Annotated in this window: 19 protein-coding genes; 14 read left to right on the top strand and 5 right to left on the bottom strand. The window is 65.6% G+C overall.

Annotated features, from left to right (window positions below):
* The first annotated feature begins 51 nt into the window (after nt 1–51).
* The 10 genes from RMN99_RS01590 to RMN99_RS01545 all read left to right on the top strand — a co-directional run bounded on the left by RMN99_RS01590 (nt 52) and on the right by RMN99_RS01545 (nt 7,035).
* The gene (locus RMN99_RS01590; protein ID WP_309621536.1) at nt 52–462 is read left to right on the top strand and encodes an SUF system Fe-S cluster assembly regulator; all 411 of its coding nucleotides are present in this window, start codon (nt 52–54) and stop codon (nt 460–462) included.
* Entirely contained in the window at nt 459–1,934 is a 1,476-nt protein-coding gene (gene sufB, locus RMN99_RS01585; protein ID WP_309621535.1) for a Fe-S cluster assembly protein SufB, read from the top strand. Before RMN99_RS01590 ends, sufB begins: the two co-directional genes overlap by 4 nt.
* On the top strand, nt 1,931–2,392 hold the full coding sequence (locus RMN99_RS01580) for an SRPBCC family protein (protein WP_309621534.1): 462 nt from the start codon (nt 1,931–1,933) through the stop codon (nt 2,390–2,392). Before sufB ends, RMN99_RS01580 begins: the two co-directional genes overlap by 4 nt.
* Complete coding sequence (locus RMN99_RS01575) at nt 2,389–2,886, top strand: DUF559 domain-containing protein (protein WP_309621533.1); 498 nt, start codon at nt 2,389–2,391, stop codon at nt 2,884–2,886. The genes RMN99_RS01580 and RMN99_RS01575 overlap by 4 nt, the downstream gene beginning before the upstream one ends.
* Nucleotides 2,883–3,386 carry a GNAT family N-acetyltransferase gene (locus RMN99_RS01570; RefSeq protein WP_309621532.1) on the top strand — a complete coding sequence of 168 codons (504 nt, stop codon included), beginning with the start codon at nt 2,883–2,885 and terminating at the stop codon, nt 3,384–3,386. Before RMN99_RS01575 ends, RMN99_RS01570 begins: the two co-directional genes overlap by 4 nt.
* Nucleotides 3,386–4,129: a Fe-S cluster assembly ATPase SufC gene (gene sufC / locus RMN99_RS01565; RefSeq protein WP_309621531.1), complete on the top strand. Its 744-nt coding sequence runs from the start codon at nt 3,386–3,388 to the stop codon at nt 4,127–4,129. Before RMN99_RS01570 ends, sufC begins: the two co-directional genes overlap by 1 nt.
* Nucleotides 4,126–4,842, top strand: coding sequence for a SufD family Fe-S cluster assembly protein (locus RMN99_RS01560; RefSeq protein WP_309621530.1), 717 nt, complete (start codon nt 4,126–4,128; stop codon nt 4,840–4,842). The genes sufC and RMN99_RS01560 overlap by 4 nt, the downstream gene beginning before the upstream one ends.
* Nucleotides 4,843–4,916: 74 nt before the next feature.
* Nucleotides 4,917–6,083 carry a cysteine desulfurase gene (locus RMN99_RS01555; RefSeq protein ID WP_309621548.1) on the top strand — a complete coding sequence of 389 codons (1,167 nt, stop codon included), beginning with the start codon at nt 4,917–4,919 and terminating at the stop codon, nt 6,081–6,083.
* On the top strand, nt 6,080–6,568 hold the full coding sequence (locus RMN99_RS01550; protein WP_309621529.1) for an SUF system Fe-S cluster assembly protein: 489 nt from the start codon (nt 6,080–6,082) through the stop codon (nt 6,566–6,568). The genes RMN99_RS01555 and RMN99_RS01550 overlap by 4 nt, the downstream gene beginning before the upstream one ends.
* Nucleotides 6,569–6,681: 113 nt before the next feature.
* Nucleotides 6,682–7,035: an iron-sulfur cluster assembly accessory protein gene (locus tag RMN99_RS01545; protein WP_309621528.1), complete on the top strand. Its 354-nt coding sequence runs from the start codon at nt 6,682–6,684 to the stop codon at nt 7,033–7,035.
* Here RMN99_RS01545 and RMN99_RS01540 read toward each other — a convergent pair.
* The 4 genes from RMN99_RS01540 to RMN99_RS01525 all read right to left on the bottom strand — a co-directional run bounded on the left by RMN99_RS01540 (nt 7,025) and on the right by RMN99_RS01525 (nt 9,881).
* Nucleotides 7,025–7,639, bottom strand: coding sequence for a phosphatase PAP2 family protein (locus RMN99_RS01540; RefSeq protein ID WP_309621527.1), 615 nt, complete (start codon nt 7,637–7,639; stop codon nt 7,025–7,027). The genes RMN99_RS01545 and RMN99_RS01540 overlap by 11 nt on opposite strands.
* 77 nt (nt 7,640–7,716) lie before the next feature.
* Nucleotides 7,717–8,676: a hypothetical protein gene (locus tag RMN99_RS01535; RefSeq protein ID WP_309621526.1), complete on the bottom strand. Its 960-nt coding sequence runs from the start codon at nt 8,674–8,676 to the stop codon at nt 7,717–7,719.
* A gap of 97 nt (nt 8,677–8,773) precedes the next feature.
* Nucleotides 8,774–9,181 (bottom strand): hypothetical protein, encoded by a 408-nt coding sequence (locus tag RMN99_RS01530; protein ID WP_309621525.1) that lies wholly within the window; start codon nt 9,179–9,181, stop codon nt 8,774–8,776.
* Complete coding sequence (locus RMN99_RS01525; RefSeq protein ID WP_309621524.1) at nt 9,171–9,881, bottom strand: EI24 domain-containing protein; 711 nt, start codon at nt 9,879–9,881, stop codon at nt 9,171–9,173. Before RMN99_RS01525 ends, RMN99_RS01530 begins: the two co-directional genes overlap by 11 nt.
* 73 nt (nt 9,882–9,954) lie before the next feature.
* On the opposite strand from RMN99_RS01525, the gene RMN99_RS01520 reads away from it, so the two are divergent.
* Complete coding sequence (locus RMN99_RS01520; RefSeq protein WP_309621523.1) at nt 9,955–10,947, top strand: adenosine kinase; 993 nt, start codon at nt 9,955–9,957, stop codon at nt 10,945–10,947.
* A gap of 159 nt (nt 10,948–11,106) precedes the next feature.
* Nucleotides 11,107–12,030, top strand: coding sequence for a division plane positioning ATPase MipZ (locus RMN99_RS01515; protein WP_309621522.1), 924 nt, complete (start codon nt 11,107–11,109; stop codon nt 12,028–12,030).
* Here RMN99_RS01515 and purD read toward each other — a convergent pair.
* Nucleotides 12,027–13,307, bottom strand: a complete 1,281-nt coding sequence (purD, locus tag RMN99_RS01510; RefSeq protein ID WP_309621521.1) for a phosphoribosylamine--glycine ligase — start codon at nt 13,305–13,307, stop codon at nt 12,027–12,029. The two genes, RMN99_RS01515 and purD, sit on opposite strands and share 4 nt — an antisense overlap.
* Between purD and xseA the strand changes: the two genes are divergently transcribed.
* Together xseA and RMN99_RS01500 are read left to right on the top strand one after the other, a co-directional pair.
* Entirely contained in the window at nt 13,306–14,706 is a 1,401-nt protein-coding gene (gene xseA / locus RMN99_RS01505; RefSeq protein ID WP_309621520.1) for an exodeoxyribonuclease VII large subunit, read from the top strand. The genes purD and xseA overlap by 2 nt on opposite strands.
* A 27-nt stretch (nt 14,707–14,733) precedes the next feature.
* Nucleotides 14,734–14,937, top strand: coding sequence for a DUF2093 domain-containing protein (locus tag RMN99_RS01500; protein ID WP_309621519.1), 204 nt, complete (start codon nt 14,734–14,736; stop codon nt 14,935–14,937).
* The last annotated feature ends 2 nt before the right edge of the window (nt 14,938–14,939 follow it).

Here is a 14,939-nt window from a genome sequence, read left to right as displayed (position 1 = left end):
GCGCCTAGGTGCAATTCGGAACGAATCAGTCCGATTTGAAGGAATTGCCCCGTGCGCCTGTCCAGCATGGCCGATTATGCCGTCGTCACGATGAGCGCCGCCGCGCGCCACTGCGGCCACGCACGCGTTTCGGCCAGCCAGCTGGCGGCGGAAACCGGGCTGCCCGCGCCGACCGTGCAGAAGCTGGTCAGCCGATTGACGGCAGCGGGCCTGCTGCGTTCGGTTCGCGGGGCGCACGGCGGGCTGACTTTGGCACGCCCAGCCGCCGCGATCACGCTGGCCGATATCATCGAGGCGGTCGAAGGCCCGATCGCGCTGACCGCCTGCGCGCCCGAGGGCAAGCATGATTGCGGAATGGAAACCGGCTGCGCGGTCCGCCCGCACTGGGCGCTGGTCAACACCGCAATGCGCGGCGCGCTGGCCGAAGTTTCGCTCTCGCGTCTGGCAGAGGTGGCGGCATGAACGAGATGGTAAAAGACCAGGCCGCGCGCGATGCCGCTGCCAAAGTCGCCGATTACGAGCACGGCTGGTCGGCCGATATCGAAACCGATTTCGCGCCCAAGGGGCTGAATGAGGACACCGTCCGGTTCATTTCGGCCAAGAAGAACGAGCCCGAATGGATGCTCGACTGGCGGCTCAAGGCGTTCCGCCACTGGCAAACCATGCCGATGCCCGATTGGGCCAAGCTCAACATTCCGCCGATCGATTATCAGGACGCCTACTACTACGCCGCGCCGAGGCTGAAGCCCAAGCTGGCGAGCCTTGACGAGGTCGATCCCGAAATCCTGCGGGTTTACGAAAAGCTTGGCATTCCGCTGGAGGAGCAAAAGGTGCTCGCCGGAGTTGAAGGCGCGCGCAAGGTTGCGGTCGATGCGGTGTTCGATTCGGTTTCGGTCGCCACCACCTTCCGCGAGGAACTGAAGCGCGCGGGGGTGATCTTCCTCTCGATCTCGGAGGCGATCCGCGAATATCCCGACATGGTCAGGAAGTGGCTCGGCAAGATCGTGCCGATGCAGGACAACTTCTTTTCGGCGCTCAATTGTGCGGTCTTTTCCGATGGGACCTTCGTCTACATTCCCGAAGGCGTGCGCTGCCCGATGGAGCTCAGCACCTATTTCAGGATCAATGCCGAGAACACCGGGCAGTTCGAACGCACGTTGATCATTGCCGAAAAGGGCAGCTATGTCAGCTACCTGGAGGGCTGCACTGCGCCGATGCGCGATGAAAACCAGCTTCACGCCGCCGTGGTCGAACTGGTCGCATTGGACGATGCCGAGATCAAGTATTCGACCGTGCAGAACTGGTACCCCGGCAATGCCGAAGGGCTGGGCGGGATCTACAACTTCGTCACCAAGCGCGCGCTGTGCCAGGGCAAGCGCAGCAAGGTTTCGTGGACCCAGGTCGAAACCGGCTCAGCGGTGACGTGGAAATATCCCAGCTGCGTTCTCAACGGCGAAGATTCGGTTGGCGAGTTCTATTCGGTCGCGGTGACCAACAATTACCAGCAGGCCGATACCGGCACAAAAATGATCCACAACGGCAAGGGCACCCGCTCGACGATCATTTCCAAGGGCATCTCGGCCGGCAAGAGTCAGAACACCTATCGCGGCCTGGTCCGCGTGGCACCGGGCGCCGAAGGCGTGCGCAATTTCACCCAGTGCGATTCGCTGCTGCTCGGCAAAGACTGCGGCGCGCATACCGTGCCCTATATCGAGGTGCGCAATCCCAGCGCGCAGATCGAACACGAGGCGACCACGTCGAAAATCTCTGACGACCAGCTGTTCTACGCGATGCAACGCGGGCTGGACGCCGAAGCGGCTGTGGCGCTCATCGTCAACGGCTTTGCGAAAGAGGTGCTGCAGCAACTGCCGATGGAGTTTGCGGTTGAGGCGCAGAAGCTGCTGGGGATTTCACTGGAAGGGAGTGTCGGATGACAGGCATTGCCCAATTGCAGCATCGGTTCGCTCTTCCGGTTGAAGAATTGTGGGCCTTGATTGGTGATTTCGGCCAGGTTGGCAGATGGTCGGGTCGTCCGCCCGAGGCTTGCGTTCAGGAGGGCGAAGGTATCGGTGCGCTGCGGACGCTGACGCTTGATGATGGCCGGCAAGTCGTCGACCGGCTCGAAGCCGAGGGTGATCGTTTTTACAGCTATTCGATCGTTAGCTCGCCGTTCCCGGTCAAATCCTACGCCGCCACCATGTCGGTCGCTTCGGTCGATGCGCGAACATCCGAACTCACCTGGCGCGGTACGGTCGAACCAGACGGAATGAGCGACGAGCAAGGTGCCGCGCTGTTCGAAAGCATGTACAAATATGGGGTGGGCCTCATGGAACGCCAGATTGCGCGAATGCAGCAGCCGGACGGCATTGGTCCTGCAGGACGGGCTGAATGAAGAAAACCCTCACCGTCCGCCCGCTTGACGAGCGCACCGAGGCCCCCGAGCTGGAGAAGCGCGGGCGTGGTTGGGCGATTTCGGACCAGCGGCTCGACAAGATTCACGACCGCGCCAGACACAACCGGATGGAACAGACCCCAGCGCAAAAGCTGCTGGGCGAAAAGCTGGGCGAGGCCAACCTCGGCAAGTTCAAGCTTACCCGCCAGCAGGTGATCGGCTCGGCGATCCTCGATTTTGCTTGCAACCCGCTGAAGGTCGCGGTGTCGATCGATGAGGGCGGCGATCCGGCGCTGATCGCGCGGCGCGACAAGAGCCTTGAAGCGGTCGGCGTCAAGCTGCTGCGCTTCCCCGCCGCGCGCGTGCTGGAAGAACCCGACGCAGTTGTGGCAGAGATCGTCGCGGCGATGAAGGCCCGCTACGAAGAGCGCGGCCGGGCGCGCAAACCGGCGTATCAGACGCGCAGCGCCCCGCCGCGCGGGGACTACCGATGAGCTTCACCGTCCGCCCCGTCACCAGTACTGACGCACCTGCCCTGGCCAGCCTGATCAACCCGATCATCCGCGCGGGCAACACCACTGCGCTTGAAGCCGAGTTCACCGCCGGGGCGCTCGATGCCGTCTACCTCACCGGCCCCAAGGTGCATTGCTGCCACGTCGCAATCGATGAGACGGGCGAGGTGGCCGCGTTCCAGACGCTCGGCCGCTATCCCGGCCTGCCCGATGATGTGGGCGATATCGGCACTTTCGCCGCGCTGGATCGCAAACAGTCAGGCGCCGGCTCAGCCTTGTTCGCCGCCACCACAGCGCGGGCCCGCGATCTGGGCCATAGCGCCATCAACGCCACGATCCGTGCCGACAACGTGGGCGGTCTGGCATTCTACGCCAAGCTGGGCTTCGCCGATCACGGCGTGACCCCCGCCATGCCGCTGGCCGACGGCACCCCGGTTGACCGGGTGCACAAGCGTTACAGCCTGATTTCCAGAGAGACCTGATGCTCAAAATCGAAAACCTCCACGCCACCGTAGCCGACAAGCCGATCCTCAAGGGGCTGTCGCTGACCATCAATGCGGGCGAAATGCACGCGATCATGGGACCCAATGGCGCGGGCAAATCGACGCTTTCCTATGTGCTGGGCGGGCGGCCCGGCTATGAGGTGACCGAGGGTTCGGTGAGCTTCATGGGGCAGGACCTGTTGGCGCTCGAACCATACGAACGCGCGGCTGCGGGGCTGTTCCTGGGGTTCCAGTATCCGGTCGAGATTCCCGGCGTCTCGTTCGTCCAGTTCCTGCGCGAAAGCCTCAACGCCCAGCGCAAGGGGCGCGGTGAAGCGCCGCTTTCGGGCGGGGAGTTCCTCAAGCTGGCGCGCGAGCAGGCGGCGCTGCTCAAGATGGACATGGAAATGCTCAAGCGCCCGGTCAACGTCGGCTTTTCGGGCGGCGAAAAGAAGCGCGCTGAAATGGTCCAGATGGGGATCCTCGGCCCCAGCATGGCGGTGCTCGATGAAACCGACAGCGGGCTCGATATCGATGCGCTGCGGATCGTGGGTGACGGGATCAATGCCACCATGCGCGCGCCTGACAAGGCGGTGCTGCTGATTACCCATTACCAGCGCCTGCTTGATTACGTTAAGCCCGATTTCGTTCACGTGCTGGCGGATGGACGGATCGTCCGTACTGGCGGCGCGGAGCTGGCGCTCGAGCTGGAAGAGCATGGTTATGAGGAGGTGGCGGGGTGACTGCACTTCCCACCCGCAGGGACGAGGAGTTCCGCTACGCGGATTTGGGCGCGCTAGCACCGCTGTGGCCGGTGCCGGTTGAGACCATCGTGGTGGCTGCCGGCGAGGCCCGGGCTATGTCCTTCGCCAACACCGGCGCGCGCGAACTTTCGATCACACTGGCGGCAGGTGCTTCGCTTGATCTGCATGTGCTGAACGCCGCTGCGGGTTATGGCCGGATCGCGGTGCGGGCCGAGCTGGGCGCAGGCGCGCGGTTCACGTTCGGCGCGGCGCAGCTGGCGGGTGCCGGGCAGGTGCTCGAAGTGGTAACCGAAGTGGCACACCTTTCCCCCGATGCAGTCAGCCGCCAGGTGGTGCGTTCGGTTGCGGGCGGGGGTTCGACCGTGAACTATCTCGGTAAGGTCCACGTCGCCAAGGGCGCGGACGGCACCGATGGCTCGCAATCGGTCCGCGCGATGCTGCTTGACCGGCAAAGCACGGCCAATGCCAAGCCCGAGCTTGAGATCTTTGCCGATGATGTGAAATGCGCCCACGGCTGCGCGGTGGGTGAGCTGGACGCCGGTGCGCTGTTCTACATGGCGCAGCGCGGCCTGCCGCCCGAAACCGCCAAGCGGCTGATGCTGCAAGCCTTCGTGGCCGAAGCCTTCGCCGGGGCCGCGGACGAGGATGCCCTGATCGAGCAGGCGATCGCGGCGCTGGAGGCGATGCTGTGAACGTGGCTGAAAACCCCACCCCGCGCGCGCTGTCGCGCTGGGAAGGCGAGGGCGGAGCGGCGCTACCTGCGGCACTGCGCGATGATTTCCCCGGCCTCGCCGGTGGCTGGCACTACCTCGATAGCGCTGCCACGGCGCAGAAACCGCAAGTCGTGATCGATGCCACCGTGCGAGCGATGGGCGCGGATTATGCCACGGTCCACCGCGGGGTCTATGCGCGTTCAGCGAACATGACGCTGGCCTACGAAGCGGCGCGCGAACGGGTGGCACAGTTCATCGGCGGCAAGGCCGACGAAGTGGTGTTCGCGCGCGGCGCGACCGAGGCGATCAATCTGGTCGCGCAGAGCTTTCCGAAAAAGGGCCGCGTGCTGCTTTCGGTGCTTGAGCATCATTCCAACATCGTGCCGTGGCAACTGGCCGGCTGGCAGGTCGATGTCTGCCCGCTGACCGCTGATGGGTGCATCGATCTGGATGCTGCCGAGAAGATGCTCACACCTGAACACACCATGGTGGCGCTGGCGCATGTTTCGAACGTGCTGGGCTCAACGCTCGATTGCACGCGGGCTGCCGATCTGGCGCACCGGGACGGGGCCAGGCTCCTGCTCGATCGCTGCCAGGCGGTGCCGCGGATGGCGGTCGATGTCGCGGCACTGGGCTGCGATTTCTATGCTTTCTCCGCGCACAAGCTCTATGGCCCCACCGGTATCGGTGCACTTTGGGGCCGCGCGGCGCTGCTTGAAGCCATGCCGCCATGGCAAGGCGGCGGCTCGATGATCGACAAGGTCAGCTTTGAACGCACCACCTATGCTTCCGCGCCTACCCGGTTCGAGGCCGGGACCCCGGCGATCGTCGAGGTGCTGGGGCTGCATGCCGCGATCGATTACGTCGAAAGCATCGGACTTGCCGCGATCCATGCCCACGAAACGCGGCTGGTTGGCCAGCTGCGCGAGGCCTTGCGCGCGCGCAATGATATCACGCTGTTCGGGCCCGAGGATGCGGCAGGTATCGTTTCGTTCGCAATGGACGGGGTGCATCCGCACGATCTCGGCACCATATTGGACGAACCTGGCCCCGATGGAACCAGTGTGGCGATCCGCGCCGGGCACCACTGCGCCCAGCCGCTGATGGCGCACCTGGGGGTCAGCGCCACTGCGCGGGCCAGTTTCGGGCTCTATTCGGACGCTGACGATGTTGCCGCGTTGATGGCAGGAATTGAACGGACACGGAGGATCTTCGGATGAACGCTTCTGAGCACATCGGGGAACCGAAATTCACGGTTGAAGAAGTCGATAGCGTTGCCCCGCCGCCGCGCGCCAAAGTCGATGACGCCGAAGCCCCGGCCGACAAACTGGAACGCAAGCGCGATTACCTCGCCGGGTTCCTCGATGCGAAACCGGCGAGCGCCGACCCCACCGCGCCGGGCGGCGATCTCTATGAGAATGTGATCGCCGCACTGAAAGACATTTTCGATCCCGAAATTCCGGTCAACATCTATGACCTTGGGCTGATCTATGGCGTCGATGTGGCTGAAGATGGCGGCGTGGTTGTTTCCATGACGCTGACCACCCCGCATTGCCCGGTGGCCGAATCGATGCCGGGCGAGGTCGAGCTGCGCGTCGGCGCAGTACCCGGGGTGCGCGATGCCGAAGTGAACCTGGTCTGGAATCCGCCGTGGGACCCAGCCAAGATGAGCGATGAAGCCCGGCTGGAGCTTGGGATGCTGTAGTTCCCTTCCCGCTTGCGGGAGGGGTTAGGGGTGGGCAAGGGCCTGGCGCATTCCTATCTGAGACAGGCCCACCCCCGGCCCCTCCCGCAAGCAGGAGGGGGGAAAGACAGCAGATGACCACGACCACGCGCCAACGCCCCGCTGCCATTATCCTGACGCTTGCTGCCGAAACGCGGGTGGCGAATCTGATGGCTGACGCGCCCGCAGATGCCATCGGGGTCAAGCTTTCCACCCCGCGCCGGGGCTGTTCGGGGCTGGCCTATTCGGTCGATTATGTCAGCCAGGCCAATCCACTGGACGAGAAGATCGAGACCCCGGGCGGGCTGTTCTTCATCGACAGCGCCTCGGTGCTCTACCTGATCGGCAGCACGATGGATTGGCAGGAAGACGATTTCACCGCCGGATTCGTGTTCCAGAACCCCAATGCCAAGGGTAGCTGCGGCTGCGGCGAAAGCTTTACGGTTTAGACCAGCGTTGGCACAGCGCGGCCGCGAGCAGCGCAAAGGCCGCGCCCAGCATCCAGCCGCCCAGTACATCACTGGCGAAATGCACCCCCAGCATGATCCGCGAAAGCCCGGTCAGAAACGCCAGCAGTGCGGCCAGTGCCAGCATCCGCCCGCGCCATTCCGCCGGAGCCAGCAGCGCAAACACCAGATAGACCGCCGCCGCGTTGGTCGCATGGCCGCTGGGATAGGACAGGCTGCCGGCAACATTGTCGAGATGCGGCACCAGATCGGGTCGGACGCGGGCAAAGCTCAGCTTGAGCCAGCCGCTGACCAGGTTCGAAACGAGCGCGGTCAGCACCAGCGACCAGCCTGCCGCCGCGCCCCGCCAGCGCCACAGGCCAAGTGCGATTGCGGCTACGATCGGGGTGCGCTGGGGCCCGCCGCCGAGCCATGAGATCGCTTGCATTGCCGCGATCAGCCGGTCGGACGCTGGCCCATGGCGCAGCGCCAGCGCCGCAGACACCGGCTGGTCAAGCCAGAGCATCAATCCGTGCGCTGCAGCCCAGCCGATCATGCCGGTACCGGCCAGAAGCAACGCCGCGGCGAGATATATTTGCGGTCTCATCTTCATCCCGGTTCAGCCTCGCTGCGGCCGTGATGACATGGGCGGGCGGCCGGTCATAGCCGCCGCCTTGCCCAAATTCAGACTTTCACCCCGAAGACTTCGCCAGTTTCCTCCGCGATCCACGCGAGCAAGGCCTTTTCCATCGGATCGAGTTCCTCGTCGGCATCGAGCAGGTCGGTCAGCCAGGCGCTTTCATCGGGCGATAGTTGCCCCGCTTCCTCAGCTTCTGCGTCACCCTCAGGGGCATGCGGACCAAGGTCGAGCAGGCTTGCGAAAGCGCCGCTGAAATCGGGCTTGGAGGTGAGCATTTTGCCCAGGAAGCCGCCAATCCCGGCGCCTTCGCTGCCCATGAAGGCCTCAAGTTCGGCGGCGCGGACAGTGCTCAGCGGCGCATTGCCGCCAAAGGCGAACAAGTAGTTTGCCACCCCTTGCACGAACAGCTTTTCCCATTCGGGCGCGTTCACGTCGTACAGCGTGTGGTCCTTGATCCGGAACAGCATTTCCGCCTCGCGGCGGCTGACCGCGGCCGGGCGATCGCTGGCCGGGGCGAAAATCAGACGGCGCAGCAGCGTGCATTCGGCGGCGTTGATGCCGCCTGGATCAAGCGCGCCGTGGCGGGTCAAACCCTCGCCGTTCAGCACCGCGTCCTCGACCTGCTTGAGCACATAAGCCTTCAGCTGTTCGGGCACGTTCAGCGCCACTTCGCAGACCTGCACCAGCAGCTCGAGCTCGGCCATGGTGCCGACCCGGCCGTCGCGGTCGATCCGCGAAATCAGCTCGTCGGCCATTTCATCATCGACATAGCCCTTGGGATCGACCGTCCGGACGATGAAGTTCGAAAGCGCCTCGACAAAGAAATCGCACCATTCCGGGGTCGGCTGGGTGCAGGCATCGTTGGCCGTAAACAGCCCCTCCGCCTCTTCTGGATCCATTGTCCCGTCGGCCCAGCCAAGGCGGCGCAATTCAAGCACTTCTGCGGCCGAAATGACCCCGTCTGCAGCGGCCACAGCGGCCAGATTTCCAAATTCCATACTCATGGCGAACTCGCCCCCAAGTCAAACCTTGGGCCTAGTTGCCAGACTATCCTTAAATCGTGGTTACCTTTGTGATTGGGTGCGCTGATCGCCTCTGCGATCAGCGCTTCCGCAGCGCCGCCACGCACGATGCGCGGTCGACATCCTGGCCGTCGCTGGCGCGGCGGGCATCGACGTAGGAGGCCTCGGGCTCGCCGCCGGGAGCGGGAGGGTAAAGATAGACGTCAAGCACGCACGGGCCGCCGGTGAACTGCAACTTGCGAGCATCGCCTTCCCATACGTCGAGCCGGGGTGCGCCGAACTGGGCAATCAATCCTTCGCGGCTGTTGCCGATCACCGCTTCGAGGCCGGGCGCAACCTGCACCCGCGGCGGCGCGGGCGCGGTGCGCACCGGCGCGGTGGTGCGGGGGCGCGGCTGGGTTGCAGCAGGACCCGGGCTTGCAGAAGTGGTGCCGCAGGCGGCCAGCGCCGGGGCCAGGGCCAGCGCGATCAGGGTTTTACGATCCATGGAGCCAGCCCTTGCGATGAATCAGGTGCACCGCGCAAGCCGCGCCAAGGAACGGTGCGGCAAAATTGACCACCGGCACGGTCAGCAGAAGCGCGGTCACCCCGCCCAGCACCAGTCGCTCCCCCGTCCCGAGCGGCGAAGCGGTCTGCGCGGCGGCGCCATGGCGCAGCCACACCATATCCTGCAATTCGCGCCCCAGCAGCACGGCGTTGACCGCGATGAACACCAACGGGGCGCCCACGCCGGTGACCAGCAGGGCCAAGGCGAAAGGCAGGGCCAACAGGTTGAACAGCAGCGCCCGCGTGGCCGATGCGGCGGCGCGGCACAGTTCGGCCTGCCAGCCGATCTTGCGGGCCTGCGCGGCGTGGGCCGGATAGTCGCGCCGCTCGATCGCCGCGACCACATCATCGGCGAAGAATTGCAGCACCGCCAGCGCCACGATCCGCCACAGCAACCAGGACCCGAACAGGGCCAGCAGCAGAACCAGAACTTCGGCGAGTTCGGAATTTGCGATCACATGGCGCGCAGTCATCCGCAGGGCGAAAAATGCCGCGACGCCCAGCACCGCAACTGCCAGCAGGGTCGCAAGGGCGCTTTTGATCCAGATTGGCAGCAGCCGCCGGTCAAACAGGTCGGCCAGGGCAAGGGTCAGCGCGGACAGCATGGCAACGGGGATTGCCGCACCGGCGCGTGCTGTCAACGCCCGCTTCCATCGCGGCGCGAAAGCCGCTAGGCGCGGCCCCGATTGCCCTTTCGCGCCAAGGAGTTCCCCCGTGCCCCAGCCCAGCACCCAGGTTATCGCCATCGGCAATGCGATCGTCGATGTCATGGCGCCGTGCGCAGACGCGCTGATCGAGCAGCTCGGGCTGGTGCGCGGCGGGATGACGCTGGTCGATACCGGGCGGGCGCACGAACTTTATGATGCGATGGGCCCGGCGCGCGAGATTTCGGGCGGTTCGGCGGCCAACACCCTGGCTGGCCTGGCCGCGCTCGGCAGCCGCTGCGCCTTCATCGGTCAGGTCGCCGACGATCAGCTGGGCGAGGTGTTTGCCCACGATATCCGCGCCGGCGGGATCCGCTTCGATACGGCCGCCCGCGCCGGTGATCCGCCGACCGCGCGTTGTCTCATTTTCGTCACCCCCGATGGCCAGCGGACCATGAACACCTATCTTGGCGCCTCGCAGTACCTGCCGCCTGCAGCGCTGGATGAAGCTGCGATTGCGGACGCCGAAGTGCTCTACCTCGAAGGCTATCTGTGGGATCCCGAAGAACCGCGTGCAGCGATGCGCCGGGCGATTGCGGCGGCGCGCGGTGCCGGGCGCAAGGTTGCCTTCACCCTGTCAGATGCCTTCGTGATCGCGCGCCACGGCGACGATTTCCGCGCCATGATCGCAGCGGGCGAGATCGACATCCTGTTCGCCAACCACATCGAACTGGCGGCGCTGACCGGGTTGCCCGATTTCCGCGACGGGATCGATCTGCTCAAGGCCAAGGTGCCGGTGCTGGTGATCACGCGCGGTGAACACGGCGCGGTCGCGGCGACCGGCGGGGCGCTGTATCAGGTCTCGGCCGAACCGGTTGAACGCGTGGTTGATACCACCGGCGCGGGTGATCTGTTCGCCGCCGGGTTCCTGCATGGGCACGTTAATGGCCGCAGCCCCGAACACTGCCTGCGGCTGGGCGCAATCTGCGCGGCCGAGGTGATCGCGCACTATGGCGCGCGGCCCGAGGCCGATTTGCGTGTCCTGGCTGACGCGCTCGGCTGAAGGCGGCGGGAACAGCCTTACCCGAAGGTTAATCCCGGCTTGTCGCGATTCCTTAACGCAAGCCCACTAGATTCGATTTCCACAGATTTTTCCACTAGCCCTTCCCCATAGCCGATTCGCGTGGGGGTTAACCGGGCGCGGAAAAAGGGGGTCGGGCGCATGAACGTGGTCACGCCGATTGGGGAGTTTGCGGGCCGCCGCGATGTTGCGGTGGATGGCGAACATCCCCGCGTGGTGGTGGCCGATATCGCCGCACGTCCCCGCACCAATGCCCGGATCATCACCGTTGCCAACGAAAAGGGCGGGGTCGGCAAATCGACCGTGGCTTTCCATCTCGCCGTGGCGCTGGCCGATTGCGGACACAAGGTGCTGGCGATCGATCTGGACCGCCGCCAGCAGTCGCTCAGCCGCGCGCTGATTGGCCGCGGCGGCACCGCAAAACGGCTGGGCATGCGCCTGCCGATGCCGCGCCACCTGCTGCTCCAGCACCCTTCGGGCGCGCAATTGTGCCAGGAAATTGCCCGCGCCGGGTGGGATTGCGACTATGTCGTGATCGATGCCGCCGGGCACGATTCGCCGATCGCCCGGCGCGCGATTGCCTTGGCCGAACTGCTCGTCTCGCCGGTCAATTCCAGCTTCGTCGATCTCGATCTGCTCGGCCGGTTCCACCCGGTCAACGGCAGGTTGCTGGGGCCGGGCTGCTTTGCGGCAATGGTCGCCGAACTGCGCGCTGCGCGCAGCGATGCCGGCCTGCCCGCGCTCGATTGGCTGGTGCTGCAGAACCGCAAACGCCGGGATACCAGCCACAACCAGGGCAAGGTCGACAGCGCGCTGCGCCGCCTTGCCCCGCGGCTCGATTTCCGGCTTGGCGCCGGGCTGTCCGAACGGGTCGCTTACCGCGAACTGTTCGCGCTGGGGCTGACTCACCTCGATCTGCGCCGCATTCCTGATCTGGCCCGCAGCACGCCGATTGCGCTCAGCGAACTTGATGCCTTGCTCGACGATTGTGAATTCGATCAGATCGGCGGCGCTTTGGCGGGCATCGTGCGCAGCCTGTCCGAGATAGAGGCGGTCGGCGCCTAGCCGCGCTGCTCGCGTACCACCTCGCGCCAGCCAATATCGCGGCGGCAGAACCCTTCGGCGAAGTCGACCATGTCCACCGCAGCATAGGCCGCGGCCTGCGCCGCGCCAACGCTATTGCCGCGCGCGGTCACGTTGAGAACCCGCCCGCCGCTGGCCACCAGTGCGCCGCCTTCAAGCCGGGTGCCGGCGTGAAACACCTTGGCGCCGCCCGCCTCAGCCCGCGCGATCCCGGCAATCGCGCCGCCCGCCGTGGGCGTGTCTGGATAGCCTTGGGCCGCGATTACCACGGTCAGCGCGGTATCGGCCGAGAAGCGCGGCGGCTGCAGCGCGGCGAGGCGGTTTTCCGCGACCGCCAGCATCAGTTCGCCAAGGTCCGCTTCCAGCCGCAGCATCAGCACCTGGCATTCAGGGTCACCGAAGCGGCAATTGTATTCGATCAGCTTGACGCCTTCCGGGGTCAGCATCAGTCCGGCATAGAGCACGCCCGAATAGGGCATGCCTTCATCGGCCATGGCCCGCACCGTGGGCACCACGATCCGCTCCAGCGCCTCGCCTTCGAGCAGCGGTGTGAGCACCGGGGCGGGGCTGTAGGCCCCCATGCCGCCAGTGTTGGGCCCCGTATCCCCGTCGCCCACCCGCTTGTGGTCCTGAGCGGAACCAAACGGGACCACGGTGTGCCCGTCGGTCAGGGCAAAGAAGCTCGCTTCCTCGCCTTCCATGAATTCCTCGATCACCGCTTCGGCCCCGGCAGCGCCGAAGCGGCCATCGAAGATTTCGGCCAGCGCCGTTTCGGCTTCGGCACGGGTCATTGCCACGGTCACGCCCTTGCCCGCGGCCAGGCCATCGGCCTTGATCACCACCGGGATCGGAAAGCTATCGAGCGCGGTCAGGCCTTCATCCGCACTTGTCACGCGCTTGAAACCGGCCGTAGGAATGGCGTGGCGCGCGCACAGCTCCTTGGTGAAGGCCTTGCTGCCTTCAAGCTGCGCGGCCGCCTTGCTGGGTCCGAATACCGGCACGCCTGCCGCGCGCAGGCTATCGGCCAGGCCATCGACCAGCGGTGCTTCGGGGCCGACCACCACCAGACCAATCCGCTGCGCCTCGCAGTAAGCCAGCACTGCGCCGTGATCGGTGACGTCGAGCGCCACCAGTTCGGCATAGTGCGCCACACCGGGATTGCCGGGGCTTGCGAACAATTTGTCGCACAGCGAGGATTGCGCCAACTTCCACGCCAGCGCATGTTCGCGACCGCCCGATCCCAGCAACAGGATATTCATGCCCAATTCGCCTTACCCCGATGATCAACCCGCCGGGCTGGTAGCGAAGGAAGTGGTGGGCGACAACGCCGCAGCGCTCTCGGTCAGCGAGATTTCCGCGGCGCTGAAGCGCATGGTCGAGGATCGGTTCGGTTTTGTCCGGGTGCGCGGTGAGATCACCGGCTTCAAACGTGCGGCATCGGGGCATCTCTATCTGGGCCTCAAGGATGAGAACGCGCGGCTCGATGCGGTGATGTGGCGTGGCACTGCCGGGCGGCTCCCGTTCGTGCCCGAAGACGGGCTGGAGGTGATCGCCACCGGCAAGCTGACGACCTATCCCGGCCGTTCGAACTATCAGCTAGTGATCGAACGGATGGAAGTGGCAGGCGAAGGCGCGCTGCTGGCGCTGCTGGCCAAAACCAAGGCCCGGCTCGAAGCCGAAGGGCTGTTCGCCCCGGCGCGCAAGCAGCCGATCCCGTTCTTGCCGCGCACCATCGGGGTGGTAACCTCGCCGACCGGCGCGGTGATCCGTGATATTCTCCACCGGTTGTCAGACCGGTTTCCGGTGCGCGTGCTGGTCTGGCCGGTACTGGTCCAGGGCCAGGGCGCGGCAGTGCAGATTGCGGCTGCGGTGCGCGGATTTTCCGCAATGACCGGCCCGGACCGCCCCGATACGCTGATCGTGGCGCGTGGCGGCGGCTCGATCGAAGACCTGTGGGGCTTCAACGAAGAAGAAGTCGTCCGCGCGATCGCCGATTGCACGATCCCGGTCATTTCCGCCGTAGGCCATGAGACCGACACCACCCTGGCCGATTTCGCCGCCGACTTGCGCGCGCCTACCCCCACCGCTGCCGCCGAACTGGCGGTGCCGGTGCGCAGTGAACTCATCAATCAGATTGGCGAACTTGCGCTGCGCAAACGCCGCGCGGTGCAGCGTCCGCTGCAACTTGGGCGTGAGCGGCTGGCGGCGCGGGCCGAGCGTATGCCGCAGCCGCAGACTTTGCTCAGCCCGTATGCCCAGCGGCTGGATGATCAGGCCGAGCGCCTGCGCCGCGGCCTGACCGACCGGACCCAGCTGGCGCGCGGCGAGTTGCAGCGCGTCGCCGGGCGCCTGTCGCTGCCGCTGGTCACGGCGCGGGCCGGACAGGCGCGCGGGCGGCTGGACGGGCTGGCCCGCCTGTTTGTCTCGCTCGATCCAGACCGGGTGCTGCAGCGCGGCTATGTGCGCGTCACCGATGGAGCAGGCCGAACCGTGATGAGCCAAGGCGCAGCAGCGGGCGAAACGGCGCTGACGCTGCACTTCCGCGATGGCGCACTCGGGGTTGCGGTCGGCGATGCGCCGCCCACATCGCCGCGCAATCCGCCCAGACCGAAAAGCCCACCACCGGGCGCGTCCGAAGCGCAGGGTAAATTGCTCTGAAAGCTTTGACGCGCTAAGCGTGCGGCCATGCTGATGAATTCTGCCGATCGTCCCGCCATGCTGTTTTACCAGCACAATGGCTTTCGCGTGCTGAGCCCGGGCAACCATGTGGTCTGTGCGGTCAGCGGCGAACCTGTGCCGCTCGAGGCGCTGCGTTACTGGAACGTTGAGCGGCAAGAGGCCTACGCCGGCCCCCGTGAGGCGACCGCGCGGCTGCTGGGAGAGGGCTGAGC

The organism is Novosphingobium sp., from assembly GCF_031417815.1.
GTDB lineage: Bacteria > Pseudomonadota > Alphaproteobacteria > Sphingomonadales > Sphingomonadaceae > Novosphingobium.
This window is presented reverse-complemented; position numbering and strand designations above follow the sequence as displayed.

Excerpts from the sequence above, each read along its gene's own strand:
- sufB (WP_309621535.1), top strand. The coding sequence starts at position 459 with ATGAACGAGATGGTAAAAGACCAGGCCGCGCGCGATGCCGCTGCCAAA.
- RMN99_RS01580 (WP_309621534.1), top strand. The coding sequence starts at position 1,931 with ATGACAGGCATTGCCCAATTGCAGCATCGGTTCGCTCTTCCGGTTGAA.
- RMN99_RS01575 (WP_309621533.1), top strand. The coding sequence starts at position 2,389 with ATGAAGAAAACCCTCACCGTCCGCCCGCTTGACGAGCGCACCGAGGCC.
- RMN99_RS01570 (WP_309621532.1), top strand. The coding sequence starts at position 2,883 with ATGAGCTTCACCGTCCGCCCCGTCACCAGTACTGACGCACCTGCCCTG.
- sufC (WP_309621531.1), top strand. The coding sequence starts at position 3,386 with ATGCTCAAAATCGAAAACCTCCACGCCACCGTAGCCGACAAGCCGATC.
- RMN99_RS01550 (WP_309621529.1), top strand. The coding sequence starts at position 6,080 with ATGAACGCTTCTGAGCACATCGGGGAACCGAAATTCACGGTTGAAGAA.
- RMN99_RS01545 (WP_309621528.1), top strand. The coding sequence starts at position 6,682 with ATGACCACGACCACGCGCCAACGCCCCGCTGCCATTATCCTGACGCTT.
- RMN99_RS01540 (WP_309621527.1), bottom strand. The coding sequence starts at position 7,639 with ATGAGACCGCAAATATATCTCGCCGCGGCGTTGCTTCTGGCCGGTACC.
- RMN99_RS01535 (WP_309621526.1), bottom strand. The coding sequence starts at position 8,676 with ATGAGTATGGAATTTGGAAATCTGGCCGCTGTGGCCGCTGCAGACGGG.
- RMN99_RS01530 (WP_309621525.1), bottom strand. The coding sequence starts at position 9,181 with ATGGATCGTAAAACCCTGATCGCGCTGGCCCTGGCCCCGGCGCTGGCC.
- RMN99_RS01515 (WP_309621522.1), top strand. The coding sequence starts at position 11,107 with ATGAACGTGGTCACGCCGATTGGGGAGTTTGCGGGCCGCCGCGATGTT.
- xseA (WP_309621520.1), top strand. The coding sequence starts at position 13,306 with ATGCCCAATTCGCCTTACCCCGATGATCAACCCGCCGGGCTGGTAGCG.
- purD (WP_309621521.1), bottom strand. The coding sequence starts at position 13,307 with ATGAATATCCTGTTGCTGGGATCGGGCGGTCGCGAACATGCGCTGGCG.
- RMN99_RS01500 (WP_309621519.1), top strand. The coding sequence starts at position 14,734 with ATGCTGATGAATTCTGCCGATCGTCCCGCCATGCTGTTTTACCAGCAC.